The organism is Rhodococcus sp. C3V (assembly GCF_029269915.1).
Classification (GTDB): Bacteria; Actinomycetota; Actinomycetes; order Mycobacteriales; family Mycobacteriaceae; genus Rhodococcus_F; species Rhodococcus_F qingshengii.
In genome coordinates, this window is the sequence record NZ_JARJBE010000007.1 from 320,407 (window position 1) to 346,713 (window position 26,307).

A 26,307-nucleotide genomic window follows, 5' to 3' on the forward strand; every position below is an offset into this window, starting at 1 on the left:
CATGACCGAGACCTTGCCCGACGTCCAACTGCTCGAAGAAGCACGTCCAGGGCGAGTCCGTTCAGCAGTGCGGCGCTCGGTCGTCCAGCGCGGTCGTCTGGTCGATTTCGCGATCATGGCGACGTTCACCGTCGCGGCGATCTACGTGATGTCCAACCTGTGGAGCGATCTGCAGTCCGGCTATCTGTTCAACGCGGGCCGCGACCAGGCCATGTGGGAATGGTTCTTCGCCGATACCGCTCACGCCCTCGCCCAGTTCCGCAGCCCACTGTTCAGTGACCTGCAAAATTATCCACTCGGCGTGAACCTGATGGCCAATACCGCGATGTTCGGCATCAGTATCCCGTTGGCCCCGATCACGCTGATCTTCGGACCGACCGCCACGTATGCGATCGGGCTGACCGCCGGCCTCGGCGGCACCGCCATCGCTTGGTACTGGGCATTCTCGCGGCACGTACTGACCGGAGTCTCCGTCCGCTCCAAGGTCGCCGCCGCCGTCGGAGCGGGGTTCTGCGGATTTGCGCCCGCCATGATCTCGCATGCCAACGGCCACCCGAACTTCGTCGCGTTCTTCGTACTTCCGTTCATATTCTTGCAGGTAGTGCGCATTTCGAACGGCAAGCGTCCGGTTCGCGACGGTGTCGTGCTCGGCCTACTCGTCGCCTGGCAGATCTTCCTCGGCGAAGAACCGCTCCTCATCTTCACGATGTCAGCCATGGTGTTCGGCGCCGCCTATGCACTGCCCGACCTGGCCAAGTCGCGCCAGGCGATCAAGCGCGCGATGCCCGGCCTCGTGATCGGCGGCGCGGTCACACTCCTGATCACCGCGGTGCCGCTGTGGTCGCAGTTCTTCGGCCCAGCGAGCTACGACGGCGTCTCACACGGTCAGGCAGGCAACGACACCGCTGCCCTCACCACGTTCCCGACCGAGTCGGTTGCGGGAGATCCTGAGGGCGCCGAGTTCCGAATGAACCCGACCGAGGAGAACGCGTACTTCGGATGGCCGTTGGTGCTCCTGCTTCTCGGTGCAACGGTGTGGCTGTGGCGCATCCGTCTGACCCGCGCTGCCGCCGCCGTGATCGTGGTGATGGGTGTGCTCTCGCTCGGTTCCGAACTGACCATCGACGGTGACAAGACCGGCATCACCCTGCCGTGGAAACTCCTCGCAGACTTGCCGTTGTTCGAATCGGTGCTCGAATCCCGATTCGCGATGGGCGCGATTCCGGCGATCGGACTGTTGCTCACCCTCGGCACCTACCGCGCTTTTGTCGAACTTCGTGGACCGCGCCGCACGGCCGCCGGTGTCTGGCTGGTGGCACTCGCCGTCGCGATGATTCCCCTGATCCCGACCCCCATCGACGCCGATCAGCGATCTGCGACGCCCGAATTCATCACCAGCGGCTCGTGGGAGAACTACGTCAGCGACGGCACCCTGGTGACGGTTCCCGTCGCGAGCGCCGAAGACGCCCGCGCACTGAGCTGGCAGGTCGACGCCGACTTCGGCTTCCCCATCGCCGGCGGGTACTTCGTCGGCCCGGATTCGAAGACCCGCGCCGGAATCTACGGCGCCGAGTCCCGGCCCACCTCGACCCTGCTGGTCAATGCCAAACAAACCGGCAAGGTCCCGTTGATCGACGTGGGCACCAGAGCGAACGCACTGACCGACCTGCGGTACTGGCACGCCGACGTACTGGTGCTTCCCCGATTCTCCGGCGACGACGCCCTGCGCCACACGGTCGACGAGCTGGTCGGCTTCGACGCCAAGCGCGTCGACGACGTGTGGGTGTGGGACGTACGAGACCTCGTGAGCGGCAAGACCTCCAACCAGAGCTGAGCGGGTTGATCAGCGGGTCATGATCACCGGACCGTCTTCGGTGATCGCGACCGTGTGCTCACTGTGCGCAGCCCGGGCGCCCGAAACGGTGCGAAGGGTCCACCCGTCGGCGTCGTGCCGGTAGTCGTCGGTTCCGTCGGCGATGAGCATCGGTTCGATGGCGATGACCAGGCCGGGCCGTAGCCGGAAGCCTTTGCCTGCTCGGCCTTCGTTGGGCACGTCCGGGCCTTCGTGCATCTCGCGGCCGATGCCGTGCCCACCGTGATCGGCGAGCATTCCGTATCCGAGGCCGCGCGCGTACTGTCCGATCGCGGCACCGATGTCGCCCAATCGGTTTCCGGGCTGGGCAGCGGCAATGCCACGGGCAAGTGCCTCATCGGTCGCGTCGATCAGTGCCTGATCCTCACTGCTCCCCCGCCCGACAGTGAAGCTGATGGCGGAGTCACCACACCAACCGTCGAGTCTCGCGCCGCAGTCGATGCTGACCAGGTCACCGTCGCGAAGCCGGTACTCATTCGGGATACCGTGCACCACAGCATCGTTCACACTCGCACAGATGGCGCCTGGGAACGGCGTCGGTGCCGTTGCCGGCCGGTAGTTCAAGAACAGCGCCGAGGCGCCGGCCGCCGAAATAACCTCCGCGGCAACGGCGTCCAATTCGAGCAACGTCACTCCGACGCTGGCCGCCTCACGCGCCGCAGCCAGAGCCTGCGCCGTGATTCTCCCAGCCGCCGCCATCGCGTCGATTTCCCCTGCGGTCTTGATTTCGACCATTTCGAACACCTTCCTTGTCGAATAACTATACCGGTATTACTATAAGCACATGGTGCGCGTACCGCTGACGGCGGAAGAACTCGAACGAGGACTACGACTGGGTGAACTCCTGCGATCTGCACGGGGAGACCGAAGCATGGTTCAGGTAGCGCTCGATGCCGGCATCTCGGTCGAAACGCTGCGCAAGATCGAAACCGGACGCATCGCGACACCCGCCTTCTTCACCATCAGCGCGGTCGCGGAAGTGTTGGGTATTTCACTCGACACCATTGCCCGAACACTTGAAACACCACAATCCGAACAGGAAGTTGCATCCTGAGTAGTTCTCTCAGGATGTGCGGGCCCACACTCGCCTAACATCGTTCCTTGTGCCGTCTGAAGTAGTAGTGCCCCCGAAACCCGTGCCCACTGGCCCCGAAGCTCCCCGAGAATCGGATTCCCAGCGAGTCCGGACGGCACGACTCATCGCGATAGTCACCGGCCTTCTTGGCCTGCTTCTTGCACTCGCGACGCCCTTCCTGCCCGTCAAGCAGGAAGCCGCGAGCATCGACTGGCCGCAGGGTGGGACCGTCAACAGCGTTTCGTCGCCGCTTATCTCCTACTCGCCCACATCGCTCGACATCAGCATCCCCTGTTCCACTCTCGGCCAGTTGGGCGGCAGCGGCGGCACACTGCTCTCGACCATGCCGAACGGGGCGCCGGACCGAAACGCCCGCGGCCTCACCGTCCGCACCACTGCCGACCGCCTCGAAGCACTCACCCGCGATTCGGTATTGATCTCGACCCCGCTCGATCAACTGAGCGGGTGCACGGCGATCACCATCACGACCAACTCCGAGCAGACCGTCGCGGCGGTCACCGGAATCGACGGCGTCGGCACCACCCTGACCGGTGACTACCGCCCACAGGTTGTCGGCATCTTCACCGACCTGCAGGGCGCAGCGCCCGCCGGACTGTCCGCCCACATGGACGTCGACTCGCGGTTCTCGTCCAGCCCCACACTTCTCAAACTGTTCGCGATGATCGTGGCGGCACTCTCGACCATCGTCTCGCTGTACGCACTGCACCGGATCGACGGCGTCGACGGCCGTCGTGCGCGGCGGTTCCTGCCGGCGCGATGGTGGAAGTTCACCGGCATCGACGCCCTGGTTATCGGCACGCTGGCGCTGTGGCATGTGTTCGGCGCCAACACTTCCGACGACGGTTACCTGCTCGGCATGGCCCGAGTCTCGGAGCACTCCGGGTACATGGCCAATTACTTCCGTTGGTTCGGCGTCCCCGAAGCGCCGTTCGGTTGGTACTACGACGTGCTGGCGCTGTTCGCGAAGGTCAGCACCGCGAGCATGTGGATGCGCCTGCCCGCGCTGATCGCCGGCATTCTGTGTTGGATGGTGATCAGCCGCGAGGTGATCCCGCGACTCGGTGTTGCGGTGCGCCGCAACAAGGTTGCCATCTGGACCGGCGGGCTCGTGTTCCTCGCCTTCTGGTTGCCGTACAACAACGGCCTGCGCCCCGAGCCCATCATCGCCCTCGGCGCTCTGCTCACGTGGTGCTCCATCGAACGCGCCATCGCCACCGGACGTCTGTTGCCCGCCGCGATGGCCGTGCTGATCGCCGCATTCTCGTTGGCCGCCGGGCCTTCCGGGCTGATCGCGATCGGCGCGTTGATCGCCGGCGCCCGGCCGATCCTGCAGATCCTGATCGCCCGCGGCAAGCGCGTCGGCTTCCTGTCCCAGATCATGCCGATTCTCGCCGCCGGAACCGTGGTGCTCGTCGCGGTCTTCGCAGATCAAACCCTCGCGACAGTTCTCGAATCGACCAGAGTGCGAACGGCCGTCGGGCCGAACGTTCCGTGGTTCGAGGAACGGTTGCGTTGGGACGCACTGATGACCATCTCCCCCGACGGCTCACTCGCACGCCGCTTCGGCATGTTCGTCATGCTCGTCGGACTCGTCTTCTGCGTCATGATGATCCTGCGCAAGGGCCGGATCCCGGGCACCGCTATCGGGCCCTCCCGCCGAATCCTCGGCATCGTGTTCGCGTCGCTGCTCCTGATGCAGTTCACCCCCACCAAGTGGACTCACCACTTCGGTGTGTACGCCGGTCTGGCCGCCACGGTGGCCGTCCTCGCCGCCGTCGGTGTGAGTGCGTCGAGCATGCGTTCCAAACGAAACCGCGCGCTGTTCGCCGCGGGCATCCTGTTCATCCTCGCTGTGGCGTTCACGAGCTCCAACGGCTGGTGGTACGTCTCGAGTTACGGCGTCCCGTGGTGGGACAAGCCGCCGTCAATCGCCGGCAAGGGATTCTCGACGGCCTTCCTCGGCCTCACGATTCTCGCGCTGCTGCTGGCCGCGTGGTACCACGTCATGGAGCCGCGCCGGCGAAACGGCACAGAGGACAGCGTCAAGAAGACCAGGCGACTCCGCCTTCTCGCCCCGTCACCGTTGACCATCGCGGCCGGAGCGGTCGTGCTGTTCGAGGTGCTGTCCCTGCTCAAGGGCGCGGTCGCGCAGTACCCCGCGTATTCGATCGGCAAGTCCAACATCGAATCCGTCTTCGGCGGAAGCTGCGGTCTCGCGGGTGAGGTACTCGTCGAGTCCGATCCGAACGCCGGCGTTCTGCAATTGACGGATCGGCCCACCGATCTCGCCGGCGCAGGTGCATTCGGTGCGAGCGAATCAACCGGGTTCTCGCCGGACGGGGTTGCAGGCGACCTCACGGCCGACGCAGAAGACTCGACGGCAGGCAGTGCAAACAGCCTCGACACCTCGACCTCGCAGTCCGGCACCACCACGCCGGGAACCGGATCCGGCACCGCCGGTGGCTCGCAGTCGACGGCCGGCGTCAACGGCAGCAACGTCGCGCTCCCGTTCGGGCTCGACCCCGCAAAAACCCCGGTGCTCGGTAGTTACGGAGCACCTCAGAACGCGTCACTGACCACCGGTTGGTATTCACTCCCCGAGCGCAACGACGCCGCACCGCTCCTGACCGTCGCGGCCGCCGGACGCATCCGCTACGTCAACTCCGACGGCATCGTCACCCCCGGCGCAGTGCTGCAGGTCGAGTACGGCAAGAAGCAGGCCGACGGGAGCGTCGACGCACTGGGACGTGTCGATCCGATCGACATCGGCCCGTCGCCGTCGTGGCGCAACCTGCGCGTTCCGATGGATCAGCTGCCCGCAGACGCCGACACCGTGCGTCTGGTGGCCAGTGACACCGACATCAGCGCCGACCAGTGGCTGGCGGTCACACCGCCACGAGTGCCGACCATGCGCACGCTGCAGGACGTCGTCGGATCCACCGATCCCGTGCTGATGGACTGGGCTGTCGGTCTGGCCTTCCCGTGCCAACGTCCGGTGGATCACCTCTACGGCGTCGCCGAGATCCCCGACTGGCGCATCCTGCCCGACCGCATCGGCGCGGAGTCCACCAACGCCTGGCAGGACCACTACGGCGGCGGACCGCTCGGCTGGACTACCGAACTGCTCTCGGCCAGGGCATTGCCGACCTATCTGGACAACGACTGGGATCGTGACTGGGGATCGCTCGAGCAGTACACACCGCTCGATTCGGACGCGGTTCCCGCGCAAATGAACGTCACCACAGAGACCCGATCGGGCACCTGGACACCGGGCCCGATTCGTTACCAGTCGTAACTGTTACGCGTGGACCTACCAACCACCTGGGCACGGTAGGTCCACGCTCAGCCCTGACATACCATCGGTAGCCGTGCCCGACGCCGTGACAGCTTCACCTCAGACTTCGAGTTCGCCGCCTCCTGCTGGTCAGGATGCCCGCGAGCGTTTCCATCGCACGCGATGGGTCGCGATCATCGCCGGCTTGCTCGGCTTCGTGCTCGCACTGGCAACTCCGCTGCTTCCCGTCGTGCAGACGACGGCTTCGGTCAACTGGCCGCAGAACGGCGTGATCGGCGACGTCGAGGCACCGCTGATGGCGCAGGTTCCCATCGACGTCAACGCGTCGATCCCCTGCACCGCGGTCAGCTCGCTGCCCGAGGGCGGCGGCATCTTGCTGTCGACGGCACCTGCTCAGGGCGACGGCGCCGCGCTCTCGTCGATGTTCGTCCGCGTGTCCGCTACCAGCGTCGACGTGCTCGATCGCAACGTTGTCGTCGCTTCGGCGGCACGCGAGGACGTCGAGTCCAGTCGCTGTGGCGCCATCGCGTTCAGCTCTGACGTCAACCGAACCACGGCAGAGTTCGTCGGACTGACCTATCCCGACGGCAACCCGATTCGTGGCCAGCTCGACGGTGACTTCCGCCCGCAGGTGGTCGGCGTCTTCAGCGACCTGCCCGACGGCGCTGCCCCCGAGGGCCTCGGCTTCTCGATGACGATCGACTCACGTTTCTCCTCGAGCCCCAGCGTCTTGAAGCTGGTCGCGATGATCGTGGCCGTCCTCTCGACCATCGTCGCGCTGGTCGCCCTGGCTCGCCTCGACGGCACCGACGGCCGCAAGCACCGACGCTTCCTGCCCGCACGCTGGTGGAAGTTCTCCGGTATCGACGGAGTGGTGGTCGGCACGCTCGTCGTGTGGCACTTCATCGGCGCGAACACCGCCGACGACGGTTACCTCCTCACCATGGCCCGAGTCTCACCGGACGCGGGATACATGGCCAACTACTTCCGTTGGTTCGGCGTTCCCGAGGCCCCGTTCGGTTGGTATTACGAAGTGCTGGCCGTGATGGCGAAGATCTCGACCGCGAGCCCGTTCATGCGTCTGCCCGCTCTGCTCGCCGGAATCCTGTGCTGGATGGTCATCAGCCGCGAGGTCGTCCCGCGTCTCGGCCGGGCGGTTCGCCGGAGCAACGTCGCCCTCTGGACCGGCGGTCTGGTGTTCCTGTCCTTCTGGCTGGCGTACAACAACGGTCTTCGTCCCGAGCCCATCGTGGCTCTCGGCGCACTGCTCACCTGGTGCTCCATCGAGCGCGCCATCGCCACCGGACGTCTGCTGCCCGCGGCCACGGCAATCTTGATCGGCGCCTTCACTCTTGCCGCCGCACCCACCGGATTGATGTGTATCGCAGCCCTTCTCGCCGGTGTGCGCCCGTTGGTACGCATCGTCGTCAAACGTCACCGACTGGTCGGCACACTGCCGCTTCTCGCTCCGATCGCCGCTGCCGGAACCATCGTGCTGGTGGTCATCTTCGCCGACCAGACCTTTGCCGGTGTCATGGAAGCCACGCGCGTCCGAACGATCATCGGCCCCAATCTCGAGTGGTACCAGGACTTCCTGCGCTACTACTACCTCTTCGTCCAGACAGTCGACGGCTCGGTTGCCCGACGCTTCGCGTTCTTGACGATGATCCTGTGCCTCTTCACGACGCTCTTCGTGTTGTTGCGCCGCGGCCGCGTCCCCGGCGCGGCAACCGGTCCGTCGTGGCGCCTGGTCGGCGTCGTCTTCGGCACGATGTTCCTGATGATGTTCAACCCCACCAAGTGGACTCACCACTTCGGTGCGTACGCGGGCATCGCCGGTTCTCTCGCCGCGCTGACCGCCGTGGCCGTGTCCGCGTCCGCCCTGCGCTCGCGTCGTAACCGATCGGTGTTCGTGGCCGGACTGCTCCTGATGCTCGCGTTGACGTTCGCCGGCATCAACGGCTATTGGTACGTCTCGAGTTACGGCGTGCCGTGGTTCGACAAGACCATCTCCTACGACGGCCGTGAATCCAACACCCTGTTCCTCGCGCTCTTTGCTCTCGCCTTGGCCTTTGCCGCCTGGCAGTACCTGCGTGAGGGATTTGCCGCCCCGCCCGAGAAGCCGAACACGGCCAAGGGCAGACGAATTCGCAAGTTCGCGGCCGCTCCCCTCACCGTGATTGCCGGTCTGATGGTCCTGTTCGAGGTGCTCTCGCTACTCAAGGGTGCAGTGTCGCAGTACCCGGCGTACTCGCTGGGCCGAAGCAACATCGAGGCACTCGCGGGCAAGACCTGCGGCATGGCCGAGGACGTTCTGGTCGAGACCGACGTCAATTCCGGGAATCTGCGGCCTCTGACCGCTCCCGGATTTAACGCCGAGGATCCGTTGTCCGGAGTTGATTCGAAGGGCTTCTCCCCCAATGGGGTTCCCAGCGATCTGACTGCGGATTACATCGAAGTCAAGCAGGGCATGGGCAATACCGACAGCCAGAGTGTCGGTCCCACCTTCGCCACCGGTTCCGGCGCCGGAACCAGCGGCGGCACCGGCAACGTCGGCGTCAACGGCAGCACGGCCAAGCTCCCCTTCGGCCTCGATCCGTCGAAGACACCGGTCATGGGCAGCTATCAGCCCGGTGTGCAGGAACCTGCTTCCCTCATCTCGAGTTGGTACGGATTGCCCACTCGCAGTGAAGAATCACCGCTAGTGGTCATGTCCGTCGCCGGGCGTGTGTGGTCCGTCGACAACACCGGTGCGATCACGTACGGCCAGTCACTTCTGGTCGAGTACGGCAAGACTCAGCCCGACGGAACCGTGCAGGTTCAGGGTTCGTACATGCCGCGAGACATCGGACCCGCGCCGTCGTGGCGCAACGTCCGTATCCCGATCGACGAACTCGCGCCGGACGCCGACGCCGTTCGGGTGGTCGCGTTCGATCCCAATCTCACGGGCGATCAGTGGATGGCATTCACGCCGCCGCGCGTGCCCAAGCTCGAGTCCCTGAACTCGTACATCGGCAACGAGCAGCCGGTGCTTCTGGACTGGGCTGTCGGCCTTCAGTTCCCGTGCCAACGTCCGTTCACACATCAGAACGGCGTGGCCGAGATGCCGAACTTCCGCATCCTCCCGGACCGTCCTCTTGCGGTCAGTTCCACCGACACCTGGCAGTCCGCGGACAACGGTGGCCCGCTCGGATTCACCGAGGTTCTTGCCGGTGCGACGACGGTTCCGACGTACCTGAAGGACGACTGGGCGCGGGACTGGGGATCACTCGAGCGCTACGACCGGTACTTCCCCAATGCGGTTCCGGCAGAGGTGGAGACGGGCACCGCAACCCGCTCGGGCATGTGGATGCCCGGCGAGATGCGGGTGCATTAGCCTGCGCTACCTACTCGGGTGACTGCTCGGGTGCGACGTACGGAGACGGCCGAGACCGCTCCGACAACGACGACGCACCCGAGTAGTTGCCCAACGCCTGGCCGTTCGCCGAGCAGCACAACTGCCAGCAGCACGGCGAGAACCGGTTGCATGAGCAGGAGCGTCGCGCCCACCTCGGCGGGAAGCCGAGGGAGCGAGTTCCCCATCAGCATCCAGCCGAACACCTGGCCGACCAGTGCCAGTGCCGCGAGCCAGCCGAACGCTTCCCAGCCCGGGACGAAATCGATCCGGCCCCACAGTGATCCGATGACGGACCCGGCGATGCCCGCGGACGTCGTCGAGATCAACACCTGGCTCGCTGCCCGATCCGCCTCGCCCGTCCGGCCGACCACGAAGATGTAGCCGCCGTAGGCGATTCCGGAGACGAGCGAGAGCGCCGTTCCCCACAGCAAGTCGTCGCCGGTTCCCCCACCCCCGAACACGCCGCCCGCCAAGGCGATTCCCGTGAACATGAACGGCAGGGCGAAGACGAACCGCATCGGCACCCGATTGCCGAACACCAACCAGGACAGTGCGGGCACCACGACCACCTGCACGTTCACGACGACGCTCGCCATCCCCGCGCCGATCATCAGAATCGACTGTGACCACAACGCGAAATCCAGCCCGAGCAGCAGACCGCCGAGCACCTGCAGAACGACTGCCCGCCGGCTCGGCTTGCCCACCCGGCGGTACTCCCGCCACGCCAACCACAACAGCGGCGGCAAGGCCAGGAAGCAACGGAAGAAGACGGCGGTCGAGGGCCCCACATCGGCCAGCTTGATGAGGAGCGAACTGATCGAGATCGCAGCTGCGCCTCCGACGACCAGCAGTCGAGGGTCGATGCGCCCCCGAGGAGTTCGGGTGGGTGTCGATGTCTGCGCGGTCGCGGAGGTCAGTGTGGTCACTCGACAATGTTCCTGCCGCTAACTATTCAGCACAAGCAAATGTTCAGACCGTATATTCGGTAGCATTACTACTGTGTTGAATCTCGAAAGACTTCGCGCCCTGCACGCCGTCGCCGAGAACGGATCAGTGGCGGCTGCCGCCCGCACCTTGCATGTCACACCCTCCGGGATTTCGCAGCAGTTGAACAAGCTCGAGCGAGAGGTCGGTGTTCCGCTCCTCGAACCGCAGGGCCGCGGTGTGCGACTCACAGAAGCGGGCCGAATCCTCGCGCGCCGAACCGCAGAGGTTCTCTCGACGCTCGCCCAGGCCGAGGCGGAAATCGCGTCGCTGCAGAGCGAGGTGACGGGCCGCGTACGTATCGGCGCCCTGGTCTCCCCCAGCAGGACGGTGCTGCCGCGAGCCATCGCCGAAATCAGGCATGCGCACCCGCAGCTCGAAATCACCTTCAACGAAGGCGAATCCGAAGAACTGCTCCCCGCACTGATTCGCCGCGACCTCGACGTCGTGGTGGTTGACAGTTGGAGCACTCTGCCCGTCGAACTTCCCGACGGACTCTCCTTCACGCCCGTGTACGACGACGTGGCGCTGCTCGCTCTCCCGACGTCACATCCGCTGGCGGAGAACAAGGTCGTCGCGCTCAGCGAGCTGTCCGAGCATGCCTGGGCGACGTGGACACGGGGAACGGACTTTCACACCTTCACCGTCCGGACCCTGCGCGCGCAGGGGTTCGACCCACGAATCGAGTACGAGGTCGCCGAGTTTCCCACCCAGGTCGAATTCGTCGCTCAGGGCCTCGCCGTCGCATTGATTCCACGTCTGGCGAGAGTTGTACCGCCGGAAGGTGTTCGAATGCTCGACACGGTTCCGCCGCTCGGCCGAGACATCTACCTCGCCTGGCGGACAGACAGCGAAAGGCCGGCCGTCCTGGCGGCGATAGAAGCGCTACGCCGCCAGTTCGACGCCCTCGGTGACAAAAAGAACTAGAGCGGCATCAAGTTGTGCTTGCGCGGGTTCTTGAAGATCGTCTTGTCCGCGAGCAACTTCAGAGCCTTACGGATCTCGAGACGCGTCTGCGAAGGCTCGATCACCGCGTCGATGTATCCGCGCTCCGCCGCGATGTACGGCGTCGCGACGAACTCGTTGTAGAAGTTGATCAGCTGAGCACGCACCGCGGGTGCATTCTCGCCGGCCTCGGCAAGCTGACGCCGCCCCATGATGTTGACGGCACCCTCGGCGCCCATCACGGCGATACGAGCGGTCGGCCACGCGAGGTTGATGTCGGCACCGAGCTGCTTGCAGCCCATGACGGCATAACCGCCGCCGTACGCCTTACGAACCACCACAGTCACCTTCGGCACAGTGGCTTCGATGTACGAGAACAGGAAACGCCCGCCGCGCTTGATGACGCCGACCTTTTCCTGATCGACGCCGGGAAGGAAGCCCGGTGTGTCGACGACGAAGACGAGCGGGATGTTGAAAGCGTCGCACAGACGCACGAAGTGGGCGGCCTTGTCGGAGCTGTCCGCGTCGAGGGCGCCGCTGAGGTACGTGGGCTGGTTGGCCACGACACCGACGGGCAGGCCGTCGACGCGGGAGAATCCGGTGATCACGTTGTGCGCGACCTGGGCTCCGATTTCGTGGAAAGTGCCGTCGTCGAAGATCCGCAGAATGATGTCGTGCATGTCGTAGCCGGCGTTGTCGGCATCCGGCATGAACGCATTGAGTTCGAGATCCGACTCGGTGATCTCGGGTTCGAGGCCCGGGTTGATCAGCGGCGCCTTCTCCTGGCACGACGACGGCATGAAGCTCAGGTACTCACGCACCCAGTCGAAGGCAGCCTTCTCGTCGGGAGCGACGTGATGGATGTTTCCGTACTCCGCCTGCTTGCGGGCTCCACCCAAGTCCTCGAGGCTGACCTCTTCGCCGGTGACCGACTTGATGACGTCGGGTCCGGTGACGAACATGTACGACTCTTCGGTCGCGACCACGACGTCCGTGTTGATCGGGGCGTAGACGGCACCGCCGGCGCATTTACCGAGGATGACCGAGATCTGCGGGCACAGGCCGGACAACGGCTCCTGACGTGAACCCATGTTGGCGTACCAGGCCAACGAGGAAACGGCGTCCTGGATGCGAGCTCCACCGGAATCGTTGATACCGACGACCGGGCAGCCCACCTTCAGCGCAAAATCGTTGACAGCTGCGACCTTACGGCCGAACATCTCTCCGGCGGCACCGCCGAACACCGTCTGATCGTGCGCGAACACGGCTACCGGACGCCCGTCGACGGTTCCGTGACCGGTCATGACGCCGTCGCTGTACGGGTTGCCCTCGCCCGCCATCTTCACCAGGGCACCGATCTCGATGAAGCTACCGGGGTCGAGCAACATGTCGATGCGCTGGCGCGGCGTGCTGTGCCCTGCTGCATCGCGCTTGGCAATGGCCCGAGCCGAGCCGGGTTCCTTTGCCTTCTCCAACTTTTCGCGGAGTTCAGCGAGCTTCTCCGCGGTGGTTGTCGTCACTTCTGAACTCCGGTTTCCGCTGCTTTGGTCTGAGCTGTCTCGATCTGGGCCAGCTTGGTGGTGAGGTCTGCCGCAACCTTCGCGATGTACGGCTCGTCGACGATCTGCAGGTGGTCCCCGCCGATGTAGACGACCTCGAGGTTCTTCACGTAGTCACCCCAGCCACCATCCGCCTTGCGGGTCTTGAATGCAGGCTCGAGCGTCATCAGCTCGTCGTGGTACTTGTCAGCCATGTAGAGCACGACGTCGCCGTCGTAACTGCTGAACTCGGCCGTCTGGATGGCGCGATTGTCCAACCACGACGTCCGCTGATGCTCGATGATGCCGCCGGGAATCTTGGCGCCGCTCATCTTGATCATGTCCATCAAGATCTGGATCTGATCCTCGTCGGCTTCGGTGGAAGCCAGAACGTCAAGCGGCAGCGGCACATCCAGGTTGTAGGTGCGCTTGGCGAACTTGCCGTAGCGCTCCCAACGCTTGCGTCGTTCCGCCTCGGTGTCCGGCACGACCTCGCCGGCCATGACGGTGTCGAGCAGCCCGACCACACGCACGTCGGCGCCCTGCTCGCGCAGCAACTTCGCGACCGCATACGACATCACGCCACCGAACGACCAGCCACACAGCACGTACGGCCCGTCGCCCTGGATCTCACGCAGCAGCGGAACGTAAGCAGCAGCGCGGGTTTCGATCGAGCCCTCGACCCGCTCGAATCCGTACATCGGCGTGCCGGCGGGCAGGCGCTTGAGCAGAGGCTCGTACGTCACCGTCGAACCACCGGCAGCATGGAAGACGAATACCGGTACGGCAGTGGAACCTTCGGGACGGGCACGCAGAGTACGTACGAGTCCGTCGATCTTGCCGTCGTCCTCGAGGTACTGGCGAACGACGTCCGCAAGCTCTTCGATGGTGGTGGAGTCGAGAACGTCGTCGAGAGTGATCTCGCCGCCGGCACGCTCGGAAAGCCGAGCAGCAAGCTTCTCGGCGACCTCGTCACCGACGATCGGCAGATCGTTGAAGATGCCCTTGGCCGACTTCCCGGTGACAACCGCCCACGTCGCAAACGTCAAGCGCTCGGCCGCATCTCGCGGCGGAACGTCCGAGCCTGCGTCGTCGGCAGTTCCGGCTCGAGAAGGATCGGAAGGCGCAGCAGCAACCGGAGCAGTGGTAGGTAGTTCCACTGCCACCTCGGCGGGAGCAACGTCCTCGTCAGCAGCGTCGGCCGCCAACTTCTCCGCGGCCTGCTTGTCGGCCATCGCCTGAACCTCTTCGCGATTGTCGATCGCGTAGCGCAGGTACTTGTTGACCTCGTTGAGGCTCGCATCCTTGACTGCCTGGAGCTGGAGCTGCGGAATGTCGAACTCGTACTCGACGCGGTTCTTGATACGCATCGCCATGAGCGAGTCGAGACCCAGTTCGATGAGCGGAACCTCGGCCGGCAGATCCTCCGGCGAGTACCCCATCGACTCGGCAACCACGATCTTGAGGCGGTCGTCGAGGCTCTGCGAACCGTTCGGATCCCACTTGTCTCCGGCGTCTTCGACGACCTCGGCCAGGGATTCCATCGGCGCACTGGTCTTGACCGGCGCGCTGACGACCAGCTCGGGCAGCGGCTCACCCGACGTGACGACGGCGTCGAAGAGCAGACGGAACGTAGCGCCCTCACGAGCGTGCACCTGCACCGACGCTCCACCCGGATGCGGGTTGAGTGTCGTGGTCAGGGTCGAAGCACCGGCCAGTTCACCGTGCGGAACAGCAGCGGTCAGAGAGACATCCGAAAGCACCTGTCCGGCAGCGGCGCTCACCAGCACCGCCAGGTCGGTGACGGCGGATGCGTCGACCTCCCACACGTGGCGGCCGTCGGGCAGAGCGACGTGCGAACCGGGTACGCGAGCCGAACCGCCGGCACTGACGCGAATGTCGAGCCAATACGGCTTACGCAGGAATGCGGTACGCGGAACCGAAGCGAAATCGCCTGCGGGAAGCAGAGACTCGAGGTTCACGGCATGGCCGTGCACGTACAGCTGCGCGAGAGCGGCAAGAACACCCGCGGACTCGTCTTCCTTACGCTTGAGCGTCTGGATGAGCTCCATGTCGTGCAGGCCCGAATCGAAAGCGGTAGCCGCCACCGACATCAGCGTCACCGGATTGGGTGCAAGCTCGACAAAAGTGGTGTGGCCGTGGGCAACTGCACCGCGTACCGCATTGGTGAAGTACACGCTGTGGCGAAGACCCTTGACCCAGTACGCCTCTTGATGGATCGGCTCGTGACCGGGACGGTAGAAGGTGTCCTTGTCGACGGACGAGTAGACGCCGAGCTTCAACGTGGTCGGCTCGATACCGGCCAACTCGGCGGCAAGCTCACCGAGCAGCGGATCTACCTGCGAAGTATGGCTGGCGCCCTTGGTCTGCAGGACACGCGCCATCTTGCCGTCGGCCTCGGCGGCCGCGACGATCGCCTCGATGTCCGGCTGTGGTCCACCGATCACCGTGTGCGTCGGAGCTGCGTAAACACAGACCTCGAGCTTGGGGTACGTGGGCAGTAGCGCCTCGATCTCGGATGCGCTGTACTCGAGCAGAGCCATCAGACGGATGTCGTCACCGACGAGTGCGCCCTCGGCCTCACCCATCAGCCGTGAACGTGAACAGATCACGCGCACAGCGTCTTCCAGGTTCAGACCACCGGACACGTATGCGGCAGCGGCCTCACCCATCGAGTGCGGAACCACGGCTTCGGCCTCGGCGCCGTGGTGACGCAGCAACGCGGCCAGACCGACCTGGATGGTGAAGATTCCCACCTGGGCGGTCTCGACGTTGTACTCGATCGAATCGTCGAGGAACATCTCGACCATCGAGTAACCGGCCTCGTCCTGGATCAGCGCGTCGACCTCGTCGACGGCCGCCTTGAAGGCCGAGTTCTCCGTGTAGAGCTGCTTGGCCATCTTGCGGTGCTGCGAGCCGAAGCCCGAGAACACCCACACCGCGCCCTTGGGCGACGGCGAGTCGGCGGAGAAGACTCCTTGAGCAGGCTTGCCCGCGGCGACGGCACGCAGCGAGCTGATGGCCTCGGAGCGCGTCTTCGCCAGAACAGCGGCGCGCGAGCGTCCGTGGTTGCGACGCGCGAGTGTGCGGGCGACGTCGGCGAGGGGCGTCTTGCTTCCCTCCTCGGTTTCGAGCCAGTCGGCCAGGTCAGCGGCTGCGCGGCGACGACGCGACGGCAGCGCACCGGAAACGGCCAGCACAACGGTGCTCTCGTTCTCTGCTGCCGGTTCGTCGACCACCGGGGCATCCACAACCGGTTCATCGACTACTGCGTCGGCGGGCACGTACTCCTTGACCACGACGTGCGCGTTGGTTCCACCGAAACCGAAACCGGAGACACCGGCGACAGCCTTGCCGGTGTAGCGCGGCCAGTCGGTGGCCTCGGGCGTCACCTGCAGGTGCGACTTCTCGAAGTCGATGTGCGGGTTCGGGCCCAGGTAGTTGATCGTCGCGGGAATCTTGTTTTCCTGCATCGCCAGAACGACCTTGATCAGGCCGGCGGCACCTGCAGCTGCTTCCAGGTGCCCGAAGTTGGTCTTCGCGCTACCGAGCAGTGCCGGCTTGTCGTCGTCACGACCACGACCGACGACACGACTGAGCGCGTCGGCCTCGATGGGATCACCGAGATCGGTACCCGTTCCGTGCGCCTCGATGTAGTCGACGGTGGTCGGCAAGATTCCGGCGTCGCGGTACGCGAAACGCAACACGTCGGCCTGGGCATCGGGATTGGGTGCGAGCAGACCGTTGGAACGGCCGTCCTGGTTGACCGCGGATCCGGCGATCACCGCGAGGATGGAATCTCCGTCACGCTCGGCGTCTTCGAGACGCTTGAGCACGACGAGTCCGCCGCCCTCACTGCGAACGATGCCCTGAGCCTGAGCGGAGAAGGCACGCAGTTTTCCGTCGGGAGCGAGCATCCCGGTCTGATCGAAACCGAGGGTTCCGGGAGGGGCCAGCAGCATGTTGACGCCACCGGCCAGCGCGATGTTGGAGTCACCGCTGCGCAGCGAGCGCACAGCCTCGTGAACGGCAACCAGCGAAGACGAACACGCGGTGTCCAGAGCGATGGACGGTCCACGGAAGTCGAAGAAGTACGAGACCCGGTTCGCGACGATCGCCGTCGACGTTCCGGTCAACGCGTACGGATGCGCCGTCGTCGGATCACTGACCGCGAGCAACTGGTAGTCGTTGGCGGAACTGCCGATGAAAACACCGACCTGCTTGCCCTTGAGCCCACTGGCCGGAATGCGAGCGTGCTCGAGTGCTTCCCACGCGAGTTCGAGTGCGAGGCGCTGCTGCGGATCGACGTTGACGACCTCGAGCGGAGACATCGCGAAGAACTCGGCGTCGAAGCCCTTGACGTCGTCGAGGTACCCGCCCTTGGTGTTCGCGTTCTCGACCGCGGCCTTGATGGCGGGATCCGACATGAACTCGGCCCAGCGGTCCTCGGGGAGGTCGCTGATGCCGTCGCGTCCGTCCGCCAGCATTTCCCACATGTCCGAAGGCGTGTGCCCGGCACCGGGGAATCGTGTGGACAGTCCGACGATGGCGATGTCGTGAGCGTCCGTCGTGCCGCCTGAGACGTAATACGAGGCGTCGACGGTCTCCTCCGGCGCCTCGGGCTCACCTTCGATGATCCGAGTAGCCAGCGAAGCGATGGTGGGGTGTTGATAGGCAACCGTGGCGGTCAGCGTGACGCCGAGCAGATCCTCGATGTCTCCGCTCAGAGCAACTGCGTCCCGCGAGGCGAGCCCGAACTCTTCCATCGGGCGATCGTCCGTGATCGACCCCGCCGGCTGACCGGTCGCGTTGGCGATCCAATTGCGAAGCCACTCACGCAGCTGCGCGACACTCATCTCGCTCACAACGTCTTTGCTCTGCGCACCATCTTGTTCAACCATCAACTCACCAAGCCACCGATCATGAAGGGACTGCTCCTCAAACGCTATCGGGGAATGCGGTCTGCTGATAGCCGCCTCGCAACGTTCCCTCGATATAGCTCGCCTTACACGCGCGGCGAGCGATCTTGCCGCTCGACGTACGCGGAATCGAACCCGCGGGGACGAGCAGGATGTCTCGGGCCGTGACGCCGTGACGGGAAGAAATCGCCGCACGCACAGTGTCCGCGATCGGCTGCGGATCGGCCTTGCCTGCGCCGGGAGCACGCTCGGCCACGATGACCAACTGCTCCGAGGAATCGTCGTCGTCGAACTTCAGACCCGAGTGCGTGTTGGAGAACACGACGGACGGCAGCTGGTTGGCCGGTACGGCAAACGCAGCGATGAAGCCGGGGCGCAGAGCCGGGCTGGCTTCCTGAGCCGAAGCCTCGAGGTCCTGCGGGTAATGATTGCGACCGTCGACGATCACGAGGTCCTTGACGCGCCCGGTGATGTACAGCTCGCCGTCGACGTAGACGCCGAAGTCGCCGGTACGCATCCAGTTGGCATCCGCCGGCGTGCCCTCGGTGTGGCTGTCTTCGCTCAACCGATTGTCCAGCTTGTTGTGGAAGGTCTCCGCCGTCTCGTCAGGGCGACCCCAGTAGCCGATACCGATGTTCTCGCCGTGCAACCAGATCTCGCCGACGTGATTGTCGGGGACCTCGGTCAGCGTCTCGGGATCGACGATCGCCGCCCACTGACTGCGCGAGACGTACCCACAGGAGACCTGCGCGATTGCGTTCTCGGAGTACTGGTCGACGATGACCATGCGTCCCTTGTTGAGTTCCGTGCGGTCGACGTAGATGACCTTGGCCTCGTCGGAATGCTTGGTCGAGGAGACGAAGAGCGTCGCCTCGGCCATGCCGTACGACGGCTTGATCGCAGTCTTGGGCAGACCGTACTGAGCAAAAGCGTCGTTGAACTTGCGCATCGACGACGTCGTGACCGGCTCACTGCCGTTGATCAGACCGATGACGTTGCTCAGGTCCAGGGTCTCGCCGTCCTTCGGCAGGCCACGCGCGGCAGCGTGCTCGAAAGCGAAGTTGGGAGCGGCAGCAAAGGTGCCGGCGCCGTCGGAAACCGCAGCAAGTTCCTTGATCCACCGGTACGGCCGCTGCACGAAAGCACGCGGGCTCATGATGGTGATGTACTTGCCGCCCAGAGCAGGCAGGATGACCGTCAGCAGGCCCATGTCGTGGAACAGCGGCAGCCACGTGACGCCCCGAGAGTCCTCGTTGAGTTCGATGGAGTCGACCATCTGGAGCGCGTTCGTTCCGACAGCACGATGGGTGATCTCCACGCCGGCGGGAACTCGGGTCGAACCCGAGGTGTACTGCAGGTACGCGATGTCGTCGAGTTCGATGTCGGGGCGAACCCACGTTTCACCGACGGTGTCGGGAATCGCGTCGACGGCGATGATGCGCGGACGCTCGGCAGCGGGAAGCGAGCGGAACAACTGTCGAACACCGGCCGCCGACGATGCGGCAGTCAGAATCGCAGTCGGCTTGCAGTCACCGAGAACAGCGTGAAGACGGTCGGTGTGACCGGGCTCGTCCGGATCGAAGAGCGGCACCGCGATGGAACCGGCCTGAATGGCCGCGAAGAACGAAATGACGTAGTCGAGTCCCTGCGGAGCAAGAATCGCGACACGGTCGCCACGCTTGGTGACCTGCTGCAGACGGGCTGCAACAGCGCGCAGACGCACACCGAACTGCTCCCAGGTCAGCTCCAGGGCTTCACCGTCACGCTCGCGTGAGTAGTCGATGTACCGATACGCGAGCTCGTCCGCGTTGACACGCGAGTGTTGCTCGACGTAGTCGACCAGCGTGAAGCCTGGTTGCAGGCGGATCTGGCCCTTCTCGTCGAGAAAGCCATCGAACAGCGCGTTCATTCCATCTCCTCCGAAGCGATCACACAAGCACTGTCTTTCATGCCTGCGCCCCAGACTTCCTTCGCTCTCTCGGGTCCATCTTCGATCAATCGAATCGCACTTTGTGCGCAACTCACCTGAATCACTTCATCGATCCCAAACCATCGATATGTTACAGATTCGCATCGTCCGTATTCTCCGGCCTACTCGCCCGCCAGTAACGGGATGATCGGGGCGAACGCTTCCATCTGCGTCGGGAAGACCCCGACGTACGACATCGACGTCTTCTCGCGGACCAGTCGAATCTGGTCTGCGATTTCCTCGAAAGTGCCCACAGCCAGGTATGGAGAGTTCAACAGCTCCTCCACGCTCAGCTTACGATCCACTTCGATGTTCGGCGGAAAACCTTGGTCCAGAGCGGCGATTGCCATTTCGGCAGCCTGCTCTCGATCGTCGGTGATCATGATCATGGTGATGGTCCAGTTGAGTTCGATCTCATCGAAACGCTCGCCGGCAGCTTCGCGGATCCGCTCGACACGTTCGATGGTCTTTTCCATCGTGATTCCGGAGAGCAGAAGCCGCCCGTCACGGTTCGTCGGTGTGGCGACCGAGATGATGTCCGCGTACTTCGCCGCGAGAGCAAGCATCTTCGGGCCTCCGCCGCCCACGATGATCGGTGGCCGCGGGCCCTGCCGCGGTCGCGGGCTGCCCTTGAGGCCGCGCACCTGATAGTGCTTGCCTTCGAAAGTGCATTCCTGCCCGCGCAGAAGAACGTCGAGAATCTGCAGAGACTCCTCGAGCTTCTCGATGCGAACGCCCGGACTTTCGTAGGCGATGCCGCCCTTGTCGAACTCTTCCTTCATCCAGCCCGCACCGATACCGAGTTCGAGTCGACCACCGGACAGCACGTCGATAGTCGCCGCGTCCTTCGCGAGCACAGCAGGATGACGGAAGCCGTTGGCCAACACGGCGGTGCCGAGACGAATCTTGTCGGTGGCCACCGCGAGCGCTCCGAGAGCGGCGATCGGGCCGACCTGATTACCCAGGTGATCCGGAATCATGAACGAGTCGTAGCCGAGTTCCTCGGCCTTCTGCGCGAGCTTGACGAAGCGTCGCGCACCACCCTCTTCGGCGTTGCCCTCGCCACCGGCCGCAAACCGAAATTTGCGTAGGGCATCGCTGCCGTGGGTGGAACTCATATATCGATCTCCTGTGATGGACACGTACGTCGTACTCGAACTACAAACTCGGACAAATCGAACCTACTCGCCAGTCACTTACGTGACAGCACTGTAGAGGAAGCCCCCGGACCGTGCAGCACTCTACCGGGACCAAACGAGCAGATTACCCGCGAGCGAACTCCCGAGACGCCCGATTGTGACGAATCAACAGTGCGGCGGTGACTCAACTGTGGGGCGGCGTCGGTGCAGCGTCGATCTTCTCCGCAGCCCACTGTGCCATCCATTGGGTGGCCGTCGTGCCGTTCGGATCGACTTGGAAGGAGTTGTACATCGCGTGCACAGGGTTGTTGTAGTACTCGAGCAGTCGCGGCGCCGAACTCAGCCAGTTGGTCGGGTTGAGAGCGGCTGCCGGCGCGTCGCAGATACCGTCGCTCGGCGCGCAGATCTGATAGGTCCGATCGTTGAGGTCACCGAACCCGCCGGGCCTCGGGCCGGTCATCGTGAGACCGGGCAGCTTCAGCCCGTTCAGCGACAGCTCGGCGCCGACACCGGCAACGCTCGGGCCAACGGTGTTCCCGAACGCCGGATCGCGCCGACCGTCGGCGATCAAGCCGACGCCCAGAACCAGATCGGCAGGCACCGCGCCGGTACCGTCGCCGATACTCGCGGCGACGTCACCCGCAATCACCGCGCCCTGGGAAAATCCGGTCAGGACGTAACTCGTGAGCGGGCACTCGGCGTGCCGCTTCATCAGAAAGTCGTTAGTGGCAGCAGTTCCCGCGGCCCGACTGTTGTTGTAGGACTGCTGTCCGTCCGGCGGGATCGCCACCGGATTCGAAAACTGTGCGACATACGGAACGGTGTAGACGTCGGCCCGGGAAGTATCGAACTTCTCCTGCAGAGGACGGGTCACGTTCAGCATCAACGACGCCGGATTGGCCGTCGGGTTGTACGGGTCGTCGGTAGCGCTCGACTCCCACGTACCCGGTATGGCTACTACCTGGACATCGGGGCAACTGGCCGGCTGAGACACCGGAGGCTCCGGGCTCGGCGGGATCGGAGTCGGCGAAGGCACCCGCCCGGCCAGGATGTACCAACCGCCGATCACGACCGCTGCGACCACAAGAATGATCAGCAGCGGGATCAGGCACCCACGACGCTTTCCAGACCTCGCCATGACCCGCGCCTACTTGCAGTAGGTGGCGTTGGCGACGTCGATGTAGATCTGAGCGTTCGCACCTGCCTGCTCGGGAGTGATCTGCTTGCCTTCCGCCGACGCTTCCTGGCCGACGAAGGCGGTCACGAAGGTCAGGACCTCGTCGTCGGTCTGAGGACCGGCAGCGCAGATGTAATTGGCCGTGTTGACGGCGATGCTTCCGTCACCGGCTGGGGTGATGCCCTTCGCCTTCAGTCCGTCGAGGAACTTCTGTGCCTCGGGACTGACCTCGACGACTGTGGGACCCGGGAAGCCCTCGATGCTCTGCGGCTGCTCCGGCGGCGCGGTGGCCGCGGCTCCCGGACTGGTGGGCGCAGCCGACGCCGTCGTGGTCGCAGAGGCGGACGCAGATGCCGAACCGCTCGAGGACGAAGCCGCCGCGGACGTCGTGGTGACCGGATTGGAGGTTGCAGTGGAGTCGTCACTACCGCACGCGACAAGCGCGCCACCGGTGGCGAGCGCCAGGGCGCCGACCGCGATCGCGCGTGCACAAGTGTTTCGGTTACCCGAGAAAAGCGACATCAATGTCCGTCCTTGCCTTCAGTCGAAAGTCCATCAACAGGTTACGCAACGCACGCGGGCGGGCACCGATCCGTGATCGGGCCCGCCCGTCGTGCACCACTGTGAGTTAGTGAACTTCTGTCTTGTCACCGATCACCGTGATGTAGCCGAACTGGAAGTTCTGCTGGACACCACCGGGAATGTCGAACTTGTCACTGATCGGGAATCCGAGTCGTCCACCTTCGTATCCGACGCTCTTCCAACCGTCGAACAGCGGACCGTTCTCGACGGACCATGCACCGGTGCCGGGGCTCCAGTAGATGTTGCCGCCCTCGAACTCGGTGAAGCGTCCGTTGTCCTTGATCGGAACCTCGTTCGACTTCGGGAATCCGAGCCAGCCGTTTTCCCAGCCGAGTTCGCCGTACTTGCCCATGATCATTCCGAGAACCGCGTGAGTTCCGTTGGCGCTGCTGTACATTGCGCCGATCTCGAATCCCTGGACCTTGCCCGGCTTGCCGGGGGTCGCGATCTCGTCGGCAGTCGGGTAGCCGAGCGGGCCACCTTCCCAACCCTGTGCGGACCACTCGGCGAGGATGTCGCCGCTGACGGGGTGAGCGCCGGTCTGCGGGGTCCAGTAGATGGAGCCGTTCTGGAAGTGGTTGAAGCGTCCGCGTCCGTCGGGGGTACCGAGTTCGGGGGTACGCGGGAAGCCGAGCGGGCCGGCCGCTGCTCCGGTGTTCATGTACGCGCCGGCGATACGACCGGCGACGGGCTGGGCGCCCGTTCCACTGGTGAAGTAGATGCGACCGTTGCGGAAGTCCTGTGCCAGGCCACCCGCGACGCTGTACTCGGGGGTGATGCAGTCACCGATCCAGCCGTTGGCTGCGGCCGTCGCACCGATCTCACCCGAAGTGCCGCAAGCCGGCTTCTCGACCTCGACGCCGATGGCGTTGGCCAACTGCGGCCACAGCTGATGAAGCTCGAACTGCCAGTACGGCCACGAGTGGGTTCCGGACGGGCGGTAGTTGACCTGCGCGGGGATTCCGAGCTGGTTGAGCTTGGTCGCGAAGGTCTGCGAGGTCAGGCGAGCGAGGATCTCGAGGCCCATGCCTGCGTAGTTGGTGCTCACGCCGGGAATTCCCGACGGCTGGTCGTACGGGCCGGTCGTACCGCTACCACTCGAGACGTACAGGCTGACGCCCTTGAGCTTCTCGGCGAGCGCGTACGGATCGTGTGCAGCCCACTGCGGGTTGGACGGCGGTCCCCACATCGCGGCGGAGTTGTATCCACCGGCGTCGGTCATCGCGAACTGGATTGCCTGAGGCATGCCGAGCGAGGTGGTGGTGAGGATGCCGGAGAGCGAAGCGGCGAACTTGAAGAAGCCGGGGTTGCGCGCCGTGAGGAACATGGCGGACGTGCCGCCCATCGACAGTCCGACGACACCGCGTGTCTGCGTGGTCCGCCAGTCCTTTTCGAGGATGGGGGGCAGTTCCTTGGTCAGGAACGTCTCCCACTGGTAGTTCTTGCCGTTGTCGGGCTGGAGCCAGTCGGAGTAGAAGCTGGACTGACCGCCGACCGGGAGGATGACGTTGACGTTCTTGTCCGCGTAGAAGGACTCGGCGTCGGTCTCGTAGGTCCAGGCGTTCTCGTTGTCGGTCGCGCGAAGACCGTCGAGCATCCAGACCGAGGGGAAGCTGGCCGACGGATTGACGTTCCAATCGCGGGCCAAGAGGATCTGCACCTGGATCGGGGTGCCCATCGCGGGAGAGTTCACCCACAGCGCGACGCGACGCTCGCTGAGCCAGTCGACCTTCGTGACCGCTGCTCCGGTGGGGTTCTGGGTGGCGGCCGGTGCGGCCTGAGCAGGTGCCGGCGCGGCTGCCGCGGTTCCGGCCGTCGTCAAGCCCGCGGCGATCGGCAGAACCAGCATCGCTGCCAGTGCGCCGACGACCTTTGTCCGGAAGGTTGCCCGGGACCGGCGACGGTCCTCCGTGGCAAGGCCTACTCGCATGAGCTCACTCTCTTTCCTTACGTTCGGTCCGCGCGTCGATCGTGTGGCCGCCTGAGCAGCCAGACCCCCGTTGAAACTATTTCTACACGCAAACGATCCCCGCTTGGGGTAGCCGCGCTGTTACTGGTGGTGCAATTGTTACTGACATCGGGCGCTTGTGCAGCACCTGAATACACAAGTGCCGTCCCGGTTCTCCTTCGAGGAGTCCGGAACGGCACTGGTGAAGTGACTAGGTCACGGGATCGCGCACGATCACCAAGCGTTCATGGTGTCGAGGATCTGGCCGCGAGCCTTCCACAGCTCTGCCGACCAGTACGGCCACGAGTGCGTGCCGTTGGACGGGAAGCTGTAGGTGGCCGGGATACCCAGCGAGTTCATGCGGATCTGGAATGCACGAGTGTTGACCAGGGCGAGAGCCTCGAGGCCCATGCCGTTAGCCGTGTTGTAGTAGTCGATCGGTGCGCGCGGGTGGTCGTATTCACCGGGCAGGCCGCTTGCCGACGAGATGTACATCGACAGGCCCTGCAGACGCGGTGCGAAGACGAACGGGTCGTTGCGCAGCCAGGACGGGCTCCACGGCGGTCCCCACATGGAGTCGACGTTGAAGCGACCGGCATCGAGCATTGCGACGCGGATTGCCTCGCGCATACCCGGAGCCGAGATGTTCAGGTAGCCCGACAGCGAGCCGGCGAACTTGAACTGGTCACGGTGGTAAGCAGCCAGCGTCAGAGCAGCGCTGCCACCCATCGAGAGGCCGAGGACCGCGTTGTTGGTGGGCGAGACGCCGTAGTTCGCGAGGAAGTTGGGGAGTTCTTCGGTGAGGAAGGTTTCCCACTTGTACGTGATCTGCTGGCCGTTGAAGTTCGACGGTGCATACCAGTCGCTGTAGAAGCTGGACTCGCCGCCGACGGGCATCACGAGGGTGATGTTGTCGTTGCGGTACTGGTCCATCGCATTGGTCTCGAAGCTCCACGCGTTGGCGTCGTTACGCGCACGCAGGCCGTCGAGGAGGTAAAGGGCAGCGTTTCCGCCGCGAGCGGCCCACTGGACCTGGACCTTGATGTTGCCCATCGAGGAGGGCACCCACAGCTCGTCGTATCCGCCGGAGGGGGCGGTGTGGCTGGGAGCAGTGTGCGCAGGCGCAGCAGAGGCGACAGCACTACCGGCAACTCCTGCAGCAAGGGGGAGCACAAGTGCTGCGGCACCGATGGCCAACGCTCGGTGCTTGAGGCGCTGGGTCAGCCTCTTTCTGGCAAAACGCATGGATACTGCTCTCTCTCTTCGTCTGCGGAACCCACTCGGTGGAGTGGTTCCGGCGGATTCCGTCGGGGAACAGGCTTTTCTGCCAGCCCGAACGAGTTCGGGTCGGCAGCGGACCTCTTCCAAGTCACACTGCGCTCGCTGGACTTTATGTCACAGGTTCAGCTGTGACAAATAGGTGG

General features: G+C 64.5%; 15 protein-coding genes. 5 read left to right on the forward strand and 10 right to left on the reverse strand.

From position 1 onward, the window contains the following. Position 1: 1 nt before the first annotated feature. Complete coding sequence (locus P3G66_RS20110) at positions 2-1,834, forward strand: hypothetical protein (RefSeq protein WP_063315256.1); 1,833 nt, start codon at positions 2-4, stop codon at positions 1,832-1,834. A 9-nt stretch (positions 1,835-1,843) separates the two neighbouring features. Here P3G66_RS20110 and map read toward each other — a convergent pair whose 3' ends face one another. Further along, positions 1,844-2,608 carry a type I methionyl aminopeptidase gene (gene map / locus P3G66_RS20115; RefSeq protein ID WP_063315966.1) on the reverse strand — a complete coding sequence of 255 codons (765 nt, stop codon included), beginning with the start codon at positions 2,606-2,608 and terminating at the stop codon, positions 1,844-1,846. 49 nt (positions 2,609-2,657) lie between these two features. On the opposite strand from map, the gene P3G66_RS20120 reads away from it, so the two are divergent. From P3G66_RS20120 to P3G66_RS20130, 3 genes are all read left to right on the forward strand, one after another. Next, positions 2,658-2,927, forward strand: coding sequence for a helix-turn-helix transcriptional regulator (locus tag P3G66_RS20120; protein WP_003943854.1), 270 nt, complete (start codon positions 2,658-2,660; stop codon positions 2,925-2,927). An 82-nt stretch (positions 2,928-3,009) separates the two neighbouring features. Beyond that, complete coding sequence (locus tag P3G66_RS20125; protein ID WP_030535816.1) at positions 3,010-6,264, forward strand: arabinosyltransferase domain-containing protein; 3,255 nt, start codon at positions 3,010-3,012, stop codon at positions 6,262-6,264. A gap of 73 nt (positions 6,265-6,337) precedes the next feature. Then, positions 6,338-9,640 (forward strand): arabinosyltransferase domain-containing protein, encoded by a 3,303-nt coding sequence (locus tag P3G66_RS20130; RefSeq protein ID WP_030535817.1) that lies wholly within the window; start codon positions 6,338-6,340, stop codon positions 9,638-9,640. On the opposite strand, the gene P3G66_RS20135 is transcribed toward P3G66_RS20130, so the two are convergent. Next, positions 9,637-10,587 (reverse strand): DMT family transporter, encoded by a 951-nt coding sequence (locus P3G66_RS20135; protein ID WP_007731812.1) that lies wholly within the window; start codon positions 10,585-10,587, stop codon positions 9,637-9,639. The genes P3G66_RS20130 and P3G66_RS20135 overlap by 4 nt on opposite strands. 73 nt (positions 10,588-10,660) lie before the next feature. Between P3G66_RS20135 and P3G66_RS20140 the strand changes: the two genes are divergently transcribed. Further along, a complete protein-coding gene (locus P3G66_RS20140) occupies positions 10,661-11,572 on the forward strand; it encodes a LysR family transcriptional regulator (RefSeq protein WP_065351773.1) in 912 nt (303 codons plus the stop codon). On the opposite strand, the gene P3G66_RS20145 is transcribed toward P3G66_RS20140, so the two are convergent. The 8 genes from P3G66_RS20145 to P3G66_RS20180 form a co-directional block, all read right to left on the reverse strand. Beyond that, a complete protein-coding gene (locus tag P3G66_RS20145; protein ID WP_003943957.1) occupies positions 11,569-13,110 on the reverse strand; it encodes an acyl-CoA carboxylase subunit beta in 1,542 nt (513 codons plus the stop codon). The genes P3G66_RS20140 and P3G66_RS20145 overlap by 4 nt on opposite strands. After that, positions 13,107-18,050 (reverse strand): polyketide synthase Pks13, encoded by a 4,944-nt coding sequence (pks13, locus tag P3G66_RS20150; protein ID WP_073513414.1) that lies wholly within the window; start codon positions 18,048-18,050, stop codon positions 13,107-13,109. The genes P3G66_RS20145 and pks13 overlap by 4 nt, the downstream gene beginning before the upstream one ends. A gap of 37 nt (positions 18,051-18,087) precedes the next feature. Further along, entirely contained in the window at positions 18,088-19,977 is a 1,890-nt protein-coding gene (gene fadD32 / locus P3G66_RS20155; protein WP_003943899.1) for a long-chain-fatty-acid--AMP ligase FadD32, read from the reverse strand. Positions 19,978-20,159: 182 nt separating this feature from the next. Then, positions 20,160-21,155, reverse strand: a complete 996-nt coding sequence (locus P3G66_RS20160) for an LLM class F420-dependent oxidoreductase (RefSeq protein WP_007731815.1) — start codon at positions 21,153-21,155, stop codon at positions 20,160-20,162. A 205-nt stretch (positions 21,156-21,360) separates the two neighbouring features. Further along, positions 21,361-22,314 carry a cutinase family protein gene (locus tag P3G66_RS20165; protein ID WP_003943848.1) on the reverse strand — a complete coding sequence of 318 codons (954 nt, stop codon included), beginning with the start codon at positions 22,312-22,314 and terminating at the stop codon, positions 21,361-21,363. 9 nt (positions 22,315-22,323) lie between these two features. Then, complete coding sequence (locus P3G66_RS20170) at positions 22,324-22,875, reverse strand: DUF732 domain-containing protein (RefSeq protein WP_003943980.1); 552 nt, start codon at positions 22,873-22,875, stop codon at positions 22,324-22,326. A 106-nt stretch (positions 22,876-22,981) separates the two neighbouring features. Next, positions 22,982-24,865, reverse strand: coding sequence for an alpha/beta hydrolase-fold protein (locus tag P3G66_RS20175; RefSeq protein ID WP_003943922.1), 1,884 nt, complete (start codon positions 24,863-24,865; stop codon positions 22,982-22,984). Positions 24,866-25,117: 252 nt separating this feature from the next. Then, a complete protein-coding gene (locus tag P3G66_RS20180) occupies positions 25,118-26,128 on the reverse strand; it encodes an alpha/beta hydrolase family protein (RefSeq protein WP_007731818.1) in 1,011 nt (336 codons plus the stop codon). Positions 26,129-26,307 lie beyond the last annotated feature (179 nt).

Excerpts from the sequence above, each read along its gene's own strand:
- P3G66_RS20110 (WP_063315256.1), top strand. The coding sequence starts at position 2 with ATGACCGAGACCTTGCCCGACGTCCAACTGCTCGAAGAAGCACGTCCA.
- map (WP_063315966.1), bottom strand. The coding sequence starts at position 2,608 with ATGGTCGAAATCAAGACCGCAGGGGAAATCGACGCGATGGCGGCGGCT.
- P3G66_RS20120 (WP_003943854.1), top strand. The coding sequence starts at position 2,658 with ATGGTGCGCGTACCGCTGACGGCGGAAGAACTCGAACGAGGACTACGA.
- pks13 (WP_073513414.1), bottom strand. The coding sequence starts at position 18,050 with ATGGTTGAACAAGATGGTGCGCAGAGCAAAGACGTTGTGAGCGAGATG.
- fadD32 (WP_003943899.1), bottom strand. The coding sequence starts at position 19,977 with ATGAACGCGCTGTTCGATGGCTTTCTCGACGAGAAGGGCCAGATCCGC.
- P3G66_RS20160 (WP_007731815.1), bottom strand. The coding sequence starts at position 21,155 with ATGAGTTCCACCCACGGCAGCGATGCCCTACGCAAATTTCGGTTTGCG.
- P3G66_RS20165 (WP_003943848.1), bottom strand. The coding sequence starts at position 22,314 with ATGGCGAGGTCTGGAAAGCGTCGTGGGTGCCTGATCCCGCTGCTGATC.
- P3G66_RS20170 (WP_003943980.1), bottom strand. The coding sequence starts at position 22,875 with ATGTCGCTTTTCTCGGGTAACCGAAACACTTGTGCACGCGCGATCGCG.
- P3G66_RS20175 (WP_003943922.1), bottom strand. The coding sequence starts at position 24,865 with ATGCGAGTAGGCCTTGCCACGGAGGACCGTCGCCGGTCCCGGGCAACC.
- P3G66_RS20180 (WP_007731818.1), bottom strand. The coding sequence starts at position 26,128 with ATGCGTTTTGCCAGAAAGAGGCTGACCCAGCGCCTCAAGCACCGAGCG.